We start from the raw sequence: 18,364 nt of genomic DNA on the forward strand, positions 1-18,364 counted from the left end.
GCTCAACGGGCCATGCCGCCGGGCGCGGCATTGAGCGGTGCGCCGCCAATCGAAACGGGACCCGAAGTCCTGGCGGCCCGAGGCGGCGGCTTTCTCGGCTGCGGGGCGGGTGGCGCGATCGGGGCGCGCGGCACCTCGGCCGCAACAGGTGGCGGCGGCGCTGCCGGCGGGGGCAGATGCTGCAACTCGTCGACCTTCGAGGTCAGGACCGCCAACTGGTCGGTAATGGCCTTCAACTGCGCCTGCCCGTCGGCTACCGACCGATCGAGTGCGGCGAGGTCTTCCTCGAGCTTCTGCTGGGCCGCGAGGAGAGTTGGCAATGCCTCCTTGTCGCTCGTCGTCATCGCCTCGCCGGACGATTCGTGGCTTATGGCGGGGACCAACGCCGCGACTTCGGGCCAAGCGTAGACGCCGCCGGCGCCGACAAGGGCGAGGACGACGATCAGAAGGAACCACGGCCAGCGGCGGCGACCGGCGGGCAGGGGGCTTTTCGGCGCATGGCCGTGCCACGCCTGGTCGGAATCGTTGTCCATCAATGCTTCCTAGGCGCCTCTGGCATTCGTTGCAATCAATACGGAGTTCGACCATGTTACCGGGTAATGCTCCATTTGCCCGTTTCCCCCTCAGCGCCTACCCGTACTTCCCAACTCCTCGAAGAACTCGTCGCGCAAGCACCTGACGGCGCCGTCGACCTTGAATGGCTCCTCAGCCATCTGGACAGGCGCTCGTTCGGGCTGCTCCTGCTGTTGCTGGGACTGCTCGTGATCGTCCCCGGCGTGGCCACGGTTGCGACGCTGGCCCTTCTGTTTCCGGCGGTCGAGATGATGTTGGGGCACAGTGCCCCATCCTTTCCCCGCTTCCTGTCGAAGCGGCCGTTCGACTTCAAGCGATTCAAGCGGTTCACCGTCAGGGCGGGTCCGCTGCTGCGCGCGATCGAGAACATCAGCCGGCCGCGCTGGAACGCGCGCCATGACGTGACTGACCGGCTTGTTGGCTTGGTCGTGTTCCTGTTGGGTCTGTTGGCGGGCTGGCCCCTGCCTCTGGTCAACGTCATTCCCGGGATTGTGGTCGTCCTGATCGCGATTGCTTACCTGCAGGAAGATGGTCTGCTGTTGGCTGTGGCATGGCGGCCGCGGTGATGTCCTTGCTTGGCCTTGGATGGACGCTCTGGACGTCGACCGCGGCCGTAATCAGCTGGATTGCGATCTGAAATACCGCGGCAAGCCGCGGGGTAGATGCGCTACAGGACCGCTGAAGTTTAAGACATTGGTTATCACTTTGCTTTCATTTTCACCGCCTCATTCAACAAAGAGGCACCATGTCTGACATCACCATTCCCGGCGGAAAAATTCGTTCCTTCATCGAGCGGATCGAGAATCTGGACGCTGAACTGCAGGAACTGAACGAGCAGAAGAAGGAAGTGTTTTCGGAAGCCAAGGGTGAGGGTTTCGACGTGAAGATCCTCAAGGAGATCGTCAAACTGCGAAAGCAGGATCAGGATGAGCGCGACGAGCGCGAATCGCTGCTCGATCTCTACATGCGCGCCATGGAAACGGCACCGGCGGACAAGGCTGCTGCGAAAGCGGCGTGAGAAGCCCGGTGCGTTCCCCGCGATCGAGATCCGGGGGCGCGCGATCTCTCGGCGGACGAACTTCCCAAGCTCGTCCGCCTCCGTCCCATCAACCATTCGCGCGGCGTTGGTCGCACCTTCCGCTCATGATTGCGTCTTCCGATCGGATCGGAGTAGCGCTCGATCAGGTTTGATGCGGCGATGCGCAGCGGATCGCTGGAACCGGCAATCCAAGGTCATCGCGCCGCTTTGGCGCCCCGCGCCGTTCCGACCATGGTTCGAAAGGTGATCGAGTATCTGGGGGCCTCGACCGGCGGAATGCTGTGCTCCCACATCTGCCGTGCATCACCGCCCATCAGGTAGAGTGATCGGGGCGCCACATCGAGCGTGAACCGCTCCCATCCGTTTTCGGTCCGGCGTCGGAAGCGGAACTTGCATGCGGATCCCAGGGACAGTCCAAAAATCCTGTCGAAGTGCGGCTTGTCGCGGTGCCAGCCGATACCGACGCCGCGATCATACTCGGTGCACAGGATCTGCCCGATCTCGGTCGACGCGCCGCCGAAGGATTGGATCGCAGCGACGATGCCGTTTAACCACGAGGGGATCGGTTCGGCACATTCCAGTCGGCGCGACCCATAGTCGTACCGGTAACCGAACGAACCCACGCGGCGCTTGCCTTCGAACTGTCCGAACTGGAAGGGAGCAAGCGGAAGGGCCCGGATGTGGCGGATGAGTTCGCCCTCTGTCGCTTTGGAGATGAAATCCGGCGCGTAGTGCAGACCCGCCGGACCTGCGGCGGGCGCATCGAACATCGACAATTGTTCGGACAATCTGGTGCCGTCAGTGTTTGCGAACCTGTCACGAATATGGGCGCGCCGAGACAGAATTTAAACCGGCCGTCAGGTTGCTTGGGCTTCCACCTGGCGCGGCTTCGATGGGCGAAAGACGGCGTCAACGCTCGGTCCCGGCATCCTCTTTCGCCACGATCTTCAGGCCTTGGCCAGGAAGCGATTGCCGCAACGTCGTCGGCCCCGTCCTGTCGCCGCGGGTGATGGCGCTGTGAGAACCAGTTGACTTTAGGGACACAGGCCGAATGTATCCAATATCGCAATGTCGGCTTCAAAAAGACCGATCGAACTCGGAAAATGCGTTTCGATTGTGATCCCCTAGACCGCGCGTATATCTATGATTTTACAGATAGTTATGCGATTATCAGGTGTGAATATATCCTCTGATCAAATAAGTTGCAGTCCAAATCTTGGATACGGGCGTTGACTTTTGGATACATTCTGTTCAATTTCCGCCCACAATAAAATCAATCCTGGGAGGACCCGGTGACCGGCAGTTCGGGCGCGCGCGGGGCGAAATTGACGCAGACGACAGCCGTGCTGGTGATGTGCGCGGTCCTGATCGTCATTTTTTCGATCTTCCTGAAGGGCTTCCTGACGCTGGGCAATCTGTTCGCGCTGGCGCGCAACATTTCGATACTCGGCATTCTCGCGCTCGGCATGGCGGTGGTCGTGATCGGGCGTGGACTGGATCTGTCGCAAGTCGCCTCCTTTGCCGCCTCCACCGCGATCGCGATCATTCTGATGAATTCGGGCTACGCGACGCCGGTCGCGCTGCTGATCGGCTTCGTGATGGCGATCGTCATCGGCATCCTGAACGGGTTTCTGATCTCGGTGATCGAGATGCCGCCACTGCTGACGACGCTGGCGTCGAGCCTTGCAGTGCTGGGAATCGTACGCACCACAGCCGTGCAGCACTATGTCGTCTATCTTTCCAAGGGGCATGACGAATTCCTGCGGCTCGGCGGCAACATCTGGGGCGGCGTTCCGATCTCGATCCTGATCTTCGCGGCCACCGCGGTCGTCGTGCATCTTTTCCTGTCGCGCACCGTGATCGGGCGCTTCGTCTATGCCCATGGCGACAATCCCGACGCCGCGCGTCAGACCGGTCTGCCGACCCGCCCGCTGACCATGATCGAGTACGCGCTGTGCGCCGCGATCGGGTATGTCGGCGGTGTCGTGATGGTCGCGCAGACGGCCCTGATGCATCTCCAGGTCGCGGAATCCACGATCATTTTCGACGTCATCATGGTCGTGGTGCTCGGCGGCGTCAGCCTCGTCGGCGGCCGCGGCAACGTGATGAGCGTCATCGCCGGAACGCTGCTGATCGGCGTGCTGCTGAACGGCATGACCATCATGGACATGGACGTGCAGACCCAGAACATCGTCAAGGGAGTCGTGCTGCTGATCGCGATCCTGCTCGATTCCCGGCTGCATCCGCGCGACGAGGAGACGTCGAAGCAGGGCGATTAAGCTCTGCATCAACCAACGGGCCGCAACAGTCGGCCGACATAACAGGGGAGGAATTGACATGACGAAAGCTGTGCACAGAAGGGCGTTTGCCGGCATCGGGCTGGCCGCGATGGTGGCATCCGCCGTGCTGGTGGCGGCGCCGTCGCAGGCGGCCGGGCCGCGCGACCAGCTGCGCGAGAAATTCGATAAGTCGCTCAAGGGCAAGACGGTGGCCTGGTCGCCGGTCTGGATGGGCGTTCTGGAATCCGAATGGACGCGCGTGATGAAAGATCGTTTCGACGATTACGGCATCAAGCTCGTCACCCGCGACGCCAACATGAAGTCCGACATCCAGCTTCAGACCGTCAGCGACTATATCAACGACAAGCCCGACGTGATCGTGGTGCAAAATCCGAACGTCACGCTGCTCGCCAAGGAGCTGAAGCGTGCGATGGATGCGGGCATCTATGTCGTGCAGGTCAACATGGCATCGAACACCCTGACCGACGCCTATGTCGGCGTCGATGCCAAGGATCTCGGCACCAAGATCGCGCGCGAGGTCATCAATCAGTGTGGCGGCGGCAAGGGCTCCGGCGAGGTTGCGATCCTCGAAGGCGAGGCGACCGCAGCCTATTCGCTCGACATGAAGAATGGCGCGATGGAGGTGTTCAAAACCGATCCGTCGATCAAGGTCGTGTCGTCGCAGCCGACAAGCTGGGACGCCAACAAGGCCGGCGACATCACGACCACCGTGCTGCAGCAGCATCCCAAGCTGTGCGGGATCCTCAGCGTCTGGGGGCCGCAAACCGCGGGCGCGGCGCAGGCGATCAAGGCGGCCAACATGGGCGACAAGGTGAAGGTGTTCGTCGCCAGCGACGGCCAGCCTGCGGACTGCGATCTGCTCGAGCAAGGCGCGTTCTCCGCGAACCTGTCGTATCGTGCCGACGTGCAGGGCCAGACCATCGCCGACGCGGTGATTGCGCTGTTGCAGAGCGGCGACAAGCCGGGCGCGAAGAACATCGCCTATTACACGACCCCCGCCTGGGTGAAGTCGAAGGACGATCGCATGTACTGCTTCAGCATCCCGAAGGGCGCGAAGTAAGTCGTTCCGGCGCCCGCGCCCACTGCGGCGCGGGCAGGCCGGAGCCGTCGATCCAAATCCCCCGCGTCGTCCCGCCGTTCGGCCGCTGCTGCGCCGAGCCCGCCGGAGTCTGTTGATGAAGAGCCTGCAACGAGCCTGGCACCGCCATTCGCCCCAGTTGTTCCTGGGCGAACTGCTTGAGAAGCGCTGGATGGAGCCGATCATTCCATTCACGCTGACGATCGCGGTTTTCCTGGCCTTCGCGATCATGATCCCGCGCTACCTGACGGCGGGCAGCCTGCAGGAACTGATGCGGAATTTCGCGGAGCAGGGGATGGTCGCGGTCGCGATGGCCTTCTCCGTGCTGTCGGGCGGCATCGACCTGTCGGTCGGCGCGGTGTTCGCGATGTCGAACTTCCTCGCACTCTATCTGTACCTCATCCTCGGGCTGCCGCTGCCCGTGACCATCGTGCTTGTCGTCCTGTTCGGCGCGGCGATGGGCGCGATCAACGGCGGCCTGATCGCCTACGGCAAGACCCGGCCGTTCCTGACGACGCTGGTCGTCCTTATCATCGTCCGCGCCGCCTACAACAAGGTGACGGTCGCGTTCACGAACGAGCTCGCAAGCATCGACAGCGGGTCCAGTACGTGGGACTTCATGGGATCGGGGAGGGTTCTCGGCATTCCCTTCAACATGCTGGTGTTGATCCTGCTTGCGGTCGGAACGCACTTCTTCCTCACGCGCATCAAGCCCGGCGTCCACATCATGGCGGTTGGGTCGAGCCGCAAGGCGGGCCGCCACGCCGGCGTCAACGTCAAGCGCGTGCTGTTCTCGGCCTATGTGATGTCGGGCGCGATCGCAGCGCTGGCGGGAATCCTCTATGCCGCCCGGCAGAGCAGCTCGGGCACCGACACCGGCGTCGGCTGGGAGATCAACGCGCTGGCCGCGGTGGTTCTCGGCGGCATCAGCCTGTCCGGCGGCCGCGGCACCATCGCGCGCGCCGTCATGGGCGCGGCGATCATCTTCATGCTCACCAGCGGCATGGTCCGGCTCGGCATCTCCGGCAACCTGACGACCGCCATCATCGGCATCATCCTGCTGCTCGCGGTCGGCTTCAACGTGAAGTGGGTCAAGAACAAGGGCAAGGTGCTGCAAAAGGTCTACGTCACCCCAAGCTGGGTTGATTTCGAGCCGCCGCCGTCGGTCGAGCGGGGCAGCGGCACGCCGTTCGCGGAGAATGATCGCCTGAAGAACGCGGAAGCGATCGCGCTCAACATGATCGAGGGGCCGGAAGACATCATCCTTGACCGCAAGGACAACCTCTACACCGTCAACCGCAACGGCTCGATCATCCGCTTTCTTGCGCCTGATTATATCGTCCGCGAGGAATTCGCGCGCATCGGCGGCCGGCCGCTCGGGTTGGCGTTCGATCGGGATCAGAACCTCCTCGCCTGCATCGCGGGTATGGGCGTTTACGGTGTGAAGCCCGATCGTTCGGTCTTCAAGGTCACCGACCGCACCACGCGCACGCGCACGCGTCTCAAGGACGATTCGCGGCTCTATCTCGCTGACGATCTCGACGTCGCGCCCGACGGCAAGATCTATTTCAGCGAGGCCTCGACCCGCTACGAGCTGACCGACTGGGCGCTCGACGGTTTTGAGGGGCGCGGCAACGGCCGGCTGATCTGCCACGATCCGAAAACCGGGATCACCAGGACGGTCCTCAAGAACTTGACGTTCCCGAATGGCATCTGCATTTCGCATGACGGTCAGTCGGTGCTCTGGGCCAGTACCTGGCTATGCCAGATCAACCGCTTCTGGATCGCCGGCCCGAAGGCGGGCACCAGCGAAATCCTGATCGACAACCTTCCGGGCTATTGCGACAACATCAACCGCGCCTCCGACGGCAAGTATTGGCTCGCCTTCGTCGGCCTGCGCACGCCGGTCTATGACCTTGCGATGCGCAACCCTGTTTTCCGTACCCGCATGGTCAAGCAGATTCCGCCGGACGAGTGGCTGTGTCCGGGCATTAACTACGGCTGCGTGGTCAAGTTCGATGACAACGGCGTGGTGACGGAATCGCTCTGGGATCCGGGCGGGCTTTCGCATCCGACCATCACCTCGGTCCGCGAGCACAAGGGCCATCTCTATATCGGCGGTCTGGAGAACAACCGCATCGGCCGCATCCGCCTGCAGGACGCCGACCCGACCTGGGAAGCGCACAAGTCCTATTGGGGAGGGGCCTGAGCCATGTCTCTGCTTGGCGATATCATCGATCGCGTGTTGTCCCCGAACCGGGAAATTCACGGCATTCCGGTGCTCGACGGCGCCTTCTCCCCGAACCAGCGGCTCGATCAGGCCCGCCAGCTCGGCGATGAGATCGAGCGACCGGACGACATCGCGCTCGGGCAGGACGGCGCGCTCTACGTCTCGACCGGCAACCGCGTCCTGCGTTGCACGGGGGACGACTTCAAAACGCGCACGGCGTTCGCGACGCTCGACGGCCCGGTCGGCGGGCTTGCCTGCACGCCGGATGGCCGGCTGCTCGCCTGCGTCTCTGGCGTGGGGTTGGTGGCGCTTTCGCCAACTGGCGAGACCGTCGGCAAGCTCGAAAGCGTCGGTGGCGAGAAGATTCCCTGTCCGTTGTCGGTGACGGTCGCGCCGGACGGGGCGATCTACCTGACCGACGGCTCGCGAAGCAATCGGCCGGAGCATTGGCTGACCGACCTGATGCAGAACCGCGCCCCGTCGGGCCGGCTCATCGTCTGCAATTTCTCGCTCGGCGGTGCGAGCGTGCGTGCGGACAAGCTCGCATGGCCGCTCGGCTTGGTCGTAACCGGTGACGGCAAGGAGATCTGGGTCGCCGAATCCTGGGCCCACCGCCTGACCGCTTTTTCACGCGCGGGTGACGACAAGCGCGTGATCGTCAAGAATCATACCGGCTATCCGGCGCGTCTTGCCCGAGGCGCGAATGGTGAGGTCTGGATGGCCTTCCTCGCGCTCCGCACACAATTGACCGAGTTCGTGCTGCGCGAGCGGGCATTCTGCGAAGAGATGATGCGGACGGTACCACCAGAGCTTTGGATCGGGCCGGCTCTGGATGGCCGCCTCAATCCGCGCGAACCGACCCAGATCGGCCGCATCAAGAAACTCGGCATCCAGAAGCCGTGGGCGCCGCCGCGTTCCTATGGCCTCGTCGCCCGGCTCGACGCCAGGGGCGCGGCGACGGAGACGCTGCACAGCCGCGTCGATGGTCGTGTTCATGGGATAACCGCCGTCCGCCCGGTCGGCTCGCGTGTGCTGGCGGTGTCCAAGGGACGCGATTGCCTCGTCGAACTGCCGCCTGGCCGCGGCACGCAAGAAGGATGAACGCCATGGCGGCCGAACAACAGGCAGGGACCCCGCTGCTTCAGATCGTCAACGGCAGCAAGGTCTATGGTGGCCTGCACGCGATCGATGCTGTCAATTTCGATCTGCGGCCGGGCGAAATTCACGCGCTGCTGGGGGAAAACGGCGCGGGGAAATCGACGCTCTGCAAGGCGATTGCCGGTGCGATCGTGCTGACCTCCGGCGACTACCGGATTCAGGGACGCAAGGTTTCGTTCGCGTCGCCAAAGGAAGCGCTCGAGGGTGGGGTCGCGATGGTCTACCAGGAATCCAGCCTGGTCCCTTCGATGACGGTGGCGCAGAACCTTGAACTCGGCATGGAGAAATGGGTCACGGTCTACAGCAAGATCAACATCGCGGCGACCCAGTCGCTGCAATCGATGAACTTCAACGTCGACCCGCTGGTGCTGGTGGAGAATCTCGGAACGGCCAAGCGGCAGATGGTCGAGATCGTGCGCGCGGTTCGCCACAACGCCCAGGTCTTCATCTTCGATGAGCCGACCGCATCGCTGACCCCTGAAGAGACGCAGCATCTGTTCCATCTTCTCAACACCCTGAAAGAGAAGGGCGCCGGGATCATCTTCATCTCGCATGCACTGGAAGAGGCGTTGAACATCGCCGATCGCATCACCGTGCTGCGCGATGGCAAGCTGGTCGCCACCGTACCGGCGAAGGACGTCACGCGTGACGCCCTGGTGCGGATGATGGTTGGCCGTGAGGAAACGGCAGCGCAGTACGCGACCCACGGGGCCGATCCGGATGCGCCGAAGCCGCATGCCTCCCACGGTGAGAAGGTGCTTTCAGTCGAGAACGTGACGATGGGCAGCATCGTCAAGAACATGTCGTTCTCGGTGTTCAACGGTGAAGTCGTCGGCATCTTCGGGCTGGTCGGGGCAGGGCGCTCCGAGATCGCGCAGATCGTCAGCGGCGCGCGCAAGCGCAACTTCCTGCGCGGCGGGATGATCTATCTGCGGGACAAGCCGGTCCGCTACCGGGTCCCGCGGCAGGCGGTGCGCGACGGAATCGCCTATATCACCGAGGACCGCAAGGTCGACGGCTTCTTCGAAACGATGACGGTGGATCAGAATATCTATCTTGGTTATCTGTCGTCGCCGCGCGTCAAGCGGTTCCTTTACTCTACGCGCGAGATGAAGCGGATCGCCGATCAATGGATCTCGGCGCTCTCGATCTCCGCATTGAAGCGGACGCTGAAGATTGTCGAATATTCCGGCGGCAACCAGCAGAAGGTCGTGGTGGGAAAGTCTCTGGCCCAGGAGCCTACGGTGGTCATCTTCGACGAACCGACGCGCGGTGTCGACGTGAGCGCCATTCCACAAATTCACGAGGCGATTCGCAGGCTGGCGCGCGAGAACAAGGCGGTTGTCGTTATTTCTTCCTATCTGCCTGAGATTCTGGCTATCTCGGACCGGATCCTGGTCGCTCGCGGCGGACGTATCGTCGAGGAAATGGCTCGGGCTGATGCGACCGAGGACAAGATCATGTACGCGGCCATTCATTGAAGGAGGGCCTTTCATGAGTCCTTATCAGCGGCCTCCCCATTGGAAGGACATGACGCGGGACGGCAATGAGGACGATCCCGAGTCCCGTCGCCTGATGAGCGAGAGGATCGCAAGCGAGATTCGCAGCGCGGTGCTGAGCGGCGAGATGCGGCCAGGCACGCGGATTCGGCAGGAGCTCCTTGCGGCCCATTTCGGAGCAAGCCGCATTCCCGTGCGCGAGGCGCTGAAGCAGCTCGAGAACGAGGGGCTCGTCGTGATGGCGCCGAACCGTGGCGCCTGGATTGCGGACGTCAATTCGGAAGAATCGATCGAGATCTACAAGATCCGTGAAGCGGTCGAGCCGCTCGCCATCGGCGAAAGCGTTCCAAACCTGACCGACGAGGATATCGAGACGCTTGACCGCATTGTGCGCGAACTTGAGCAGGTCACCACGCTCGAGGAATATATCCAGCTTGATCGGGAGTTCCATCTGCGGACCTATTCGCGGGCACGGATGCCGCAACTGCTCGCGATGGTCGAACGCTTCTGGAACAGCACGCAGCATTTCCGGCGGCAGTTTGTGAGCGAGACCTACGCCAAGGACGGGTTTCCGTTCTCCGATCCCCAGCACGTCCTGATCATGGACGCGATCCGGGCGCGCGATGTCGAGGCTGCACAGGTGCTGGTGCGCCTCCACATCCGGCGCACGCGCGTTGTCATTCAAGCAAAAGAGAGTGGAGCGGCCCAACCGCCCCTTGCAAGCCGTGCCGCTCTACCGCATGCGCGTCTTGGCTCGGTTTATCGAGGAAAAAGTGCCAATGAGTAGTGGCGGCGAACGCCTTTTGCCACGGTTCCTGCTGCGCCAGGTGGCGGCGGGCTATAGCGGCCGCCGGGCCGGACGGGGCTGCCATCGTTGCGACACTGGTGGCAAGCGTCGATGACTGTTGACCTGGATTCCGTGTCGCGTGGACGCGCCTACGAGGAAGCCGCGGGCCGGCTGCGCGCGCGGCTCGGGGAAGCGTCGGTCGCTCCGCCCGATCCCGGAAGGCGGACGGCGCTTGATCTGTTTCGTGCCGCGCCGCGCGAGGCGCCGGCGGTGTTCTATTTCGATGCGACGCAGACCTATGCCGATATCGATCGGCTCAGCGACCGGCTCGCTGCCCGCTTCGCGCAGAAAGGCGTCGGGCGCGGCGATCGGGTCGCCGTCATTCTTCAGAATGTGCCGCAGTTCGTCATCGTCAGCGTGGCGGCCTGGAAGGTCGGGGCCATCGTCGTCAGCCTCAACCCGATGTACCGCACGCCGGAGCTTCGCAAGCTGTTCGGGGATTGCGAACCGAAGGCGGTGATCTGCCACGACGACCAATGGGAGAACGTTTTCCCGGCCGCCGGTTCGGTCGATTCCGAGCTGGTGTTCTGGACCGGCGCTCACGAATTCCAGATGCGTAACGATGTCCGGGTGCTGCCGGTGCCGGGCGCAGCGCCGCAGGCCCATGCGCTGGCGACGGTTTTCGCCGAGAACGCAGCCGCTCCACCGGCACCGGTTCTGACGTCCGACGACATCGCGCTTCTCTTGTACACCTCCGGAACCACGGGCGTTCCAAAGGGCGCCATGCTCACGCATCGTAATCTGGTGGCGACCGCGTTGATCTGTTGCGATCATTTCGAATTGAACAGCATGTCGCGTATCTTTGGCGTCGCGCCGCTGTTCCACATCACCGGCTTTGAAATCCAGATGGTCGCGGCGTTTGCCGCGCGTGCGGCGATGGTGCTGACCTATCGCTTCCAGCCCCAGGTCGCGCTCGATGCCTTCCTTGAATGGCGGCCGACATTCATCGTCGGTGCCATCACCGCGTACATCGCGCTGATGAACCAGGCTGACGCGACGAGCCGGCATTTTGAGAGCTTCGTTCATATCTATTCCGGCGGCGCGCCGATCGCGCCCTCGGTCATCGATGCCTTTGCGAGACGGTTTGGACGGGCGATCCGCAGTTCCTATGGAATGACTGAACTGACCTCTGCAAGCCATCTTGCGCCCAACGAAGGTCGGATTCCGGTCGATCCTGACTCTGGCGCGCTGTCGATCGGCAGGCCGACCTCGGGCGTCGATGCGATCGTCGTTAACGACGAGCGCCGCCCGCTCGGACCCGGCGCGCATGGCGAGGTGGTTGTGCGTGGCTCAGGCGTGATGGCCGGCTACTGGAGAAAGCCGGCGGAAACCGACGAGGTGCTGACCAACGGCTGGCTGCATAGCGGCGACGTCGGCTTCTTCGACGAAAGCGGCTGGTTCTACCTCGTGGATCGTAAGAAGGACATGATCTCCGCCTCCGGCTTCAAGGTCTGGCCCCGCGAAGTCGAAGACGTGATCTATGGCTTTCCGGGCGTGCGCGAAGCAGCCGTCGTCGGCGCCGCCGATCCCTATCGCGGCGAGACGGTGGTCGCCTTCGTCTCCGCTCAACCCGGCACCGTGATCGACGTCGCCGCTCTCTCGCGCTTTTGCCGCGAGCGACTGGCGGCCTACAAGTGCCCGGTCGACATTCGGGTGCTGGACGATCTGCCGAAGACGGAATCCGGAAAAATCACCCGAAACACGCTCAGGGACGGCCTGCGCGGCCGGTAAGGAGAATTTACGTGGATATCACCCAAAGCGAGCGCAGCCAGCAACTGGCCGCGCGTCTCCAGCGCTTCATGATGGAGCACATCTACCCGAACGAGCGCCGATACTATCAGGAGGCCGAGCGGCTCGGGCCCTGGGCCGTGCATCCCGTTGTCGAGGAACTGAAGCCGCTCGCACAACAGGCCGGCCTGTGGAACCTGTTTCTGCCCGCTCACGAGGACGGGCTGACCAATCTCGAATATGCCCCGCTATGCGAGATCATGGGGCGTTCGCATCTTGCTCCCGAGGTCTTCAATTGCAGTGCCCCTGACACGGGCAACATGGAGACCATCCTGCGCTACGGTACGGAGGCGCAGAAGGAACGCTGGCTGAAGCCCTTGCTGGCCGGCGAGATCCGTTCTTCCTTTGCGATGACGGAGCCCGATGTTGCCTCGTCCGACGCGACCAATGTGGCCAGCTTGATCGTCCGTGATGGCGACGATTACGTGATCAATGGTCGCAAATGGTACACCACCGGCGCCACCGATCCGCGATGCAAGATCATCATCTTCATGGGGCAGACCGATCCGCAGAATCCGGATCGTCACAAGCGTCAGTCGATGATCCTCGTGCCCAAGGAGACGCCCGGCGTGCATGTCGTCCGTTCGCTGCCTGTGCTCGGCTTCTACGGCGTACCGGATCGTGCATCCGAGGTGATATTCACCAATGTACGCGTGCCGGCCGCCAACATGTTGCTCGGCGAGGGGCGTGGATTCGAGATCGCGCAGGGGCGGCTCGGACCCGGACGCATTCATCACTGCATGCGGCTGATCGGCCTCTCCGAGCGCGTGCTCGAGCGCATGTGCCGACGAGCGCTGAAGCGTGTCGCCTTCGGCAAGCCTCTCGCCGAGCAAACCGTGACGCTCGAGCGCGTGGCCGAAGCGCGCATGAAGATCGATCAGGCGCGGCTGCTGACGCTCAGAGCTGCCTACATGATGGACACGGTCGGCAACAAGGCGGCGCGGCAGGAAATCGCGATGATCAAGGTCGTCGCGCCGAACATGGCGCAGACCATCGTCGACTGGGCGATACAGGCGTTCGGGGGAGGCGGCACCAACAACGACCATTTCCTTTCGGCAGCACTCGCAACGACTCGCTTGTTGCGACTGGCCGACGGCCCCGACGAAGTTCATCGCAACCAGATCGGCAAGCTCGAATTGCGCCGATGGCTCAATGTCGATCCCGCACGAACCGGCGGTGGCGCGGATCCGTTGTCGCCAGATGAATCTGAATCCTGGTCCGAAGGCGGCTTGTGGCCGCGCCCGAAAGATCTGCCATAGGCGCGTTGGGAAGGGGCTGGAGCCGGAAGGCATCGGCTCCAGCGATGATCAACAAAAGGAGAGATGTGAGCGGTCTCACAGGAGGACTGCGAGTTCTCCACTAGTCAGGGATCGGACTCGCTTAGAACCAACGGAGATTCGCATGAAGCTCCTGATGATCGCCGGCCTGACCGCCCTCGCGCTTGTTGTGGCCGCGACGAATGTCCCGAGATCGCATCCATCGTCCGTGAGCCGCGCGCCGGTGGCGGGGATGCCCACTGTGCAAGATCAAGACAAACTGCCGGTCGAAGATTTCGAAGATCGATCGCTGGTGTTTCCGAGGGGAGCACAGCAGTAGAGAGACGAGTGCCACCGCATCTGAACGAGTCCAGATCAATGGGTCGGGAAATTCGTCCCGCGTCGAACAGTTCGACGCGTCGGATGGTTTGTCCGCGTGCACAACCGTCCCCTCGCGAGCTGTGTTTCAAAAGCTCATGAAGATCGGGTTGATCTCAGCGGGATCGCCGACATGTCCCGGGAATTGAAACGGCGCACGGTGGCGATCGACGATCAGGATCGCCAGGAGTAGCGCCAACACGGCGACGATGTAGATCAGCAGTGGCGACGCGTCCCGGGTGGCGGGATTGCGATCTCGCGGCGGCAACACGCGAAAGTGCCAAAAGCGCGAGATGAACTGCAGATATGCTTTCGGATGTATTTGCATGTTCGACCTCGATTGTGAGGCGCCTTTGCCAAGACTGCGACCGCGCGGACCGTCTTTCAAGGCGCCGCTTGTCGCACCCGGAACTGAATATGAGCTCCCTTCGTTGATCGCCGGCCGGGCCCGATGGACGCCAAGGGAGCACTTTGGCCGGGCAGCAAAAACGGGCAGAATGGCCGGGGGCTTCGCTGCGAGTGTCTCCGACGGCCATGGATTTGATTTTTCGTCTCGCCACGTTCCTTGTGACGGCATCGTTGCTTCTTGCGCTGCAGCCCGCGCAGGCGCAATTGGCCGGACACGGCGGACCCGTCCGCGCGATCGCCGTTTCGGGCGATGGCAAGACGGTTCTGTCGGGCAGCTTCGACACTGCGGCGATCCGATGGTCGCTGGCAACCGAGTCTGCGGAGCAGGTCCTTCGCTTCCATTCGGGTGCGGTGAACGCAGTTGCCTTCCTCACAGATGGAAGGATGGCAACGGCTGGTGCGGACGGTCAGATTGCGATCTGGACGTCGGGCCGGCCCCAGCCGGACCGGGTTTTCGCGGACCATACCGGACCCATCGTCGGGCTCGCCGTTTCGCCCGATGCATCAAGGCTCGCATCCGCCTCCTGGGACCAGACCGTGCGGATCTCGTCGTTGTCCGACGGGGGCACGCGGGTGCTGCAAGGCCACTCGCAGAACGTGAATGGCGTGGCCTTTGCCGCCGACGGACAATCGCTGGTGAGTGTCGGCTACGATCTGACGGTGCGGATCTGGCGCCTGCCGGACGGCAGCGCCGAGATCGTCACGGTGCCGTCGCCCCTGAATGCCGTAGCGATCTCGCCTGATGGCGAAATCGTCACCGGCGCAGCGGACGGCGAGCTGCGCATGATGTCTGCCGATGGCAAGGAAAGCGGCGAGGTCATGGCCGGTGCCACGCCGATCGTCGCCTTGGCGGTCTCGCATGACGGCGCCTTGATCGCCGCGGCGGCAATTGACGGCACCGTGGCGATCGTCGATCGCAAGGCGCGCAGCGTGCTGCGCACGCTCGCTGGGCTGGGCGGACCGGTTTGGTCGGTTGCATTCCTGCCCGATGGCGTGACCCTCCTGACCGGCGGCGCCGACGGCAAGATCAGGCGCTGGAACGCACTGACCGGCGCGGCGATCGGATCGAACCTGGTGGGCACGCCGGGGGATCCGCTCGCCGCCTATGCCGGCGATCACGGCGCCGAAATCTTCAGGGCCTGCGTCGCCTGCCACACATTGTCGGAGACGGAGCTGCAGCGTGCCGGTCCGACGCTTGCCGGACTGTTCGGCCGGAAGATCGCCTCGCTGCCGGGCTATCGCTTTTCCGACGCACTCAAGACGATGGACATCGTCTGGACGCCGGAGACCGTCTCAAAACTGTTCGAGATCGGGCCGAACGCCTATACGCCCGGCACGAAGATGCCGGAGCAGCACATCGGCTCCGCCGAAGATCGCCGCGCGCTCACGGACTTCCTGGCGCGTGCGACGTCGAAATAGCTCGATTTGGCGGCAGCTGCCTTGCGGCGTCCTCAAGCGAAGGCGTCAAGCCGCGATATGAGGCTCTAATACCCCGGCCATTGCTCCACCGGGATCTTCGTCAGCTCCGGGTTCTCCTTGAGCATGTGGGCGATATTGATGCTGGGATGTTCCTTGAGCGCCGCCACGACGCACTGGTTGACGTATTTGCGGCGCGACAGCCACTTGATCTTCTTGCCCTTCGCCTCGGCCTTGCAGGCGACGACCGCCTGCTTGAGGGCAACCTTTTCCGCCTTCGTAAGGGCTGCCTCGACGGCCGTGCCGGAGAGGACCGTGGTGACAATGCACGTCGACAGAACCATCGTGAATCGAGGCATACGGCTAGTCCTTGTTCTCGCGTTGACGCAGATAGTCATCCGTCGTCCGTGGTGGCGCGCGTTCCGGCACGTCCTGGATCGGATCGAACTGTTGTTCGCTCATGACAATGACCCGGCAATCGGCGCACATCCGCAAGGCCTCGGTCCGGCGGTCCCCGGCAGGGTACATCCAATGCCGTCCCTCGAGTTTGGTCGCGATCCGATCGATCGTGCTCTTGACGCCGAAGGGCGTGCCACAGCGAACACACAGGGCCGGTTCTTCTTCCTTGATCACCCGCGCCGGCGCGCGTCTTGCCCGGAAGTCGATCTGCGGGGTGAGCTTGATAACTTTTTCAGGACAGGTGCTCTGACACAAACCGCACTGCACGCAGGCGTCTTCCACGAATTTGAGGACGGGGCGGTCCGGATCGGCGCGGAGCGCGCCGGTTGGGCAGGCCGAAACACAGGACAGGCACAGCGTGCAACCGCCGACATCGACGGTGACCGCACCGATAGGTGCACCCTCGGGCAAGGCGATCACGTCGACCGGCTTGGGCGCGAGGCGATGCAGTTCGCTCAAGCCGAAGCGAAGCAGATCGCCACGCTTGCCGACCGTCAGGAAAGTCGCGGGATTATCGAGGCCGGCGAGGGGACCAATCCCCGTCAGTTGCTCGGCCAGGGTGTCGGGGTCGTCGGTTTCGATCGTGCTCACGCGGCGGCCGTCAAATCCGAGTCCGGAAAGAATGGTCTCGGCCATCCGGATCGTCTGCAACGATCCGGTCACGTCGTGTCGTGGCTTGGCGCGCAGCAGGAGCCGCACGGCAGCCGCGCCATAGGCGAAGGCCCCGATGATGGCTTCCAGGCCGACCTGCGTCAGCTCGTTGACGGTGAGGGGAAGCACATTGGCCGGCAATCCGTCGCCATGGCGGGCGAGCGCATCGATCAGCGGCGTGCCGTGCTGGCTGTCGTGCAGCAGCAGGACCGGATGCGTTCCGCCGGCCTCGCGATAGGCGCGCAACATGGCGCGGAGGATCTGCAACTGGGTATCGGCGGGTGGCAGCGCGTAGGATGCCGCTCCCGTGGGGCAGGCGGCCGCGCATTGCCCGCAGCCCGCGCACACCTCCGCGTTGACTGCGACATGATCGCCGTCTGGCGTGATCGCGCCGGTCGGGCACAAATCGAGGCAGCGATGGCATCCGGTCAGCTTCGAGCGCGAATGCGCGCAGAGGCTGGGTGTAAAGTCGACATATCTCGGCTTGTCGAAGCTTCCGACGAGATCGCGGGCCGCAAGCACCGCTCGCAGCACGGCCGCGGGATCTCGCGGATCCGCGCGGAGATAGCCGTCTCGCAGATCGTGTGCGGGGAACAGAGGCGGCTCGCCGGAGAGGTCGAGCACGAGGTCACAGCGCGAGATCGCGCCGTTGCGCGGGCCTTCGAACTCGAAGCGGGCGCGCGAGGACGGGCGTGGCTGCGCGTAGTCGTCGACCGTGAGCTCGAAGCCACCAAAATGCCCGCGCGCGTTGCGTATCGTGCCCTTCACGATCGGGAATACCGCCGCGGCAGGCGGCACGACGTCTGCCGGCTTCCTGAGCATGACCGTGACGTCGAGATGGTCCGCCAGCAGCCGGCCGGCCTCGATCGCGGCCTCGTCGCGCCCATAGATCAGGATGATGCCATCGCTCGACAATGTGACCAGCGGATAGTCCGGCGCGGGAATCGCGGCCGCCGCGAGCAGCGCCGCCATCTTCGGGCCCGCATTCGCGCCGTCGCGCGACCAGCCAGCCGTCTCGCGGATGTTGACGAAGCTGATCGGGCCAATGCGTTCGCCCATCTCATTGGTGAACTGGCCGGCCTGCTGCGTGCAGGCGACGGTCAGCGGGCCGTCGACTTTTGCGGCGGCGCGGAAATGTTCGAGCTCTGCGCCGCAGAGATGACGATGGCTCCTGATCTCGCAGTTGGGACAGCCCCGCTGGATCGCGGCCACGTCAAGGCGCATCGTGTCTTCACACGAGCAGATCAGGACGGTCTTCGCTGGCTGCTCCAGGTCGATCCCTCC

At 63.5% G+C, this 18,364-nt stretch carries 17 protein-coding genes; 12 read left to right on the forward strand and 5 right to left on the reverse strand.

What is annotated here, in order from left to right:
• Positions 1-2: 2 nt before the first annotated feature.
• The gene (locus QJT82_RS01960) at positions 3-533 is read right to left on the reverse strand and encodes a hypothetical protein (protein WP_028345047.1); all 531 of its coding nucleotides are present in this window, start codon (positions 531-533) and stop codon (positions 3-5) included.
• A gap of 66 nt (positions 534-599) precedes the next feature.
• Here QJT82_RS01960 and QJT82_RS01965 point away from each other — a divergent pair, with 66 nt between their 5' ends.
• Entirely contained in the window at positions 600-1,139 is a 540-nt protein-coding gene (locus tag QJT82_RS01965) for an exopolysaccharide biosynthesis protein (RefSeq protein WP_051448206.1), read from the forward strand.
• A gap of 179 nt (positions 1,140-1,318) precedes the next feature.
• A complete protein-coding gene (locus QJT82_RS01970) occupies positions 1,319-1,591 on the forward strand; it encodes a DUF2312 domain-containing protein (protein ID WP_016842183.1) in 273 nt (90 codons plus the stop codon).
• A gap of 215 nt (positions 1,592-1,806) precedes the next feature.
• Here QJT82_RS01970 and QJT82_RS01975 read toward each other — a convergent pair whose 3' ends face one another.
• Positions 1,807-2,400: an alpha-ketoglutarate-dependent dioxygenase AlkB gene (locus QJT82_RS01975; RefSeq protein WP_338132212.1), complete on the reverse strand. Its 594-nt coding sequence runs from the start codon at positions 2,398-2,400 to the stop codon at positions 1,807-1,809.
• Positions 2,401-2,904: 504 nt separating this feature from the next.
• On the opposite strand from QJT82_RS01975, the gene QJT82_RS01980 reads away from it, so the two are divergent.
• The 9 genes from QJT82_RS01980 (at position 2,905) to QJT82_RS02020 (ending at position 14,108) form a co-directional block, all read left to right on the forward strand.
• The gene (locus QJT82_RS01980) at positions 2,905-3,891 is read left to right on the forward strand and encodes an ABC transporter permease (protein ID WP_051002594.1); all 987 of its coding nucleotides are present in this window, start codon (positions 2,905-2,907) and stop codon (positions 3,889-3,891) included.
• A gap of 58 nt (positions 3,892-3,949) precedes the next feature.
• The gene (locus QJT82_RS01985) at positions 3,950-4,972 is read left to right on the forward strand and encodes a sugar ABC transporter substrate-binding protein (RefSeq protein ID WP_028345045.1); all 1,023 of its coding nucleotides are present in this window, start codon (positions 3,950-3,952) and stop codon (positions 4,970-4,972) included.
• 115 nt (positions 4,973-5,087) lie between these two features.
• Positions 5,088-7,199, forward strand: coding sequence for an SMP-30/gluconolactonase/LRE family protein (locus QJT82_RS01990; RefSeq protein WP_264641909.1), 2,112 nt, complete (start codon positions 5,088-5,090; stop codon positions 7,197-7,199).
• 69 nt (positions 7,200-7,268) lie between these two features.
• Positions 7,269-8,321, forward strand: coding sequence for an SMP-30/gluconolactonase/LRE family protein (locus QJT82_RS01995; protein ID WP_245288953.1), 1,053 nt, complete (start codon positions 7,269-7,271; stop codon positions 8,319-8,321).
• Positions 8,318-9,859, forward strand: a complete 1,542-nt coding sequence (locus QJT82_RS02000; RefSeq protein ID WP_051448205.1) for a sugar ABC transporter ATP-binding protein — start codon at positions 8,318-8,320, stop codon at positions 9,857-9,859. Before QJT82_RS01995 ends, QJT82_RS02000 begins: the two co-directional genes overlap by 4 nt.
• A gap of 130 nt (positions 9,860-9,989) precedes the next feature.
• The gene (locus QJT82_RS02005) at positions 9,990-10,664 is read left to right on the forward strand and encodes a GntR family transcriptional regulator (protein ID WP_229189506.1); all 675 of its coding nucleotides are present in this window, start codon (positions 9,990-9,992) and stop codon (positions 10,662-10,664) included.
• A gap of 111 nt (positions 10,665-10,775) precedes the next feature.
• On the forward strand, positions 10,776-12,455 hold the full coding sequence (locus tag QJT82_RS02010; RefSeq protein WP_028345040.1) for an AMP-binding protein: 1,680 nt from the start codon (positions 10,776-10,778) through the stop codon (positions 12,453-12,455).
• 11 nt (positions 12,456-12,466) lie between these two features.
• Positions 12,467-13,771, forward strand: a complete 1,305-nt coding sequence (locus QJT82_RS02015; protein ID WP_028345039.1) for an acyl-CoA dehydrogenase family protein — start codon at positions 12,467-12,469, stop codon at positions 13,769-13,771.
• A 142-nt stretch (positions 13,772-13,913) separates the two neighbouring features.
• Positions 13,914-14,108, forward strand: coding sequence for a hypothetical protein (locus QJT82_RS02020; RefSeq protein ID WP_028345038.1), 195 nt, complete (start codon positions 13,914-13,916; stop codon positions 14,106-14,108).
• A gap of 126 nt (positions 14,109-14,234) precedes the next feature.
• On the opposite strand, the gene QJT82_RS02025 is transcribed toward QJT82_RS02020, so the two are convergent.
• Positions 14,235-14,474 (reverse strand): hypothetical protein, encoded by a 240-nt coding sequence (locus QJT82_RS02025; protein ID WP_028345037.1) that lies wholly within the window; start codon positions 14,472-14,474, stop codon positions 14,235-14,237.
• Between the two features lie 206 nt (positions 14,475-14,680).
• Between QJT82_RS02025 and QJT82_RS02030 the strand changes: the two genes are divergently transcribed.
• On the forward strand, positions 14,681-15,973 hold the full coding sequence (locus tag QJT82_RS02030) for a c-type cytochrome (protein ID WP_028345036.1): 1,293 nt from the start codon (positions 14,681-14,683) through the stop codon (positions 15,971-15,973).
• A 65-nt stretch (positions 15,974-16,038) separates the two neighbouring features.
• On the opposite strand, the gene QJT82_RS02035 is transcribed toward QJT82_RS02030, so the two are convergent.
• Both QJT82_RS02035 and QJT82_RS02040 read right to left on the reverse strand, forming a co-directional pair.
• Positions 16,039-16,314 (reverse strand): hypothetical protein, encoded by a 276-nt coding sequence (locus QJT82_RS02035; RefSeq protein ID WP_028345035.1) that lies wholly within the window; start codon positions 16,312-16,314, stop codon positions 16,039-16,041.
• Positions 16,315-16,333: 19 nt separating this feature from the next.
• Positions 16,334-18,304 carry a 4Fe-4S binding protein gene (locus QJT82_RS02040; protein ID WP_028345034.1) on the reverse strand — a complete coding sequence of 657 codons (1,971 nt, stop codon included), beginning with the start codon at positions 18,302-18,304 and terminating at the stop codon, positions 16,334-16,336.
• Positions 18,305-18,364 lie beyond the last annotated feature (60 nt).

Source organism: Bradyrhizobium sp. Mp19 (assembly GCF_029952935.1).
Lineage (GTDB): Bacteria > Pseudomonadota > Alphaproteobacteria > Rhizobiales > Xanthobacteraceae > Bradyrhizobium > Bradyrhizobium elkanii.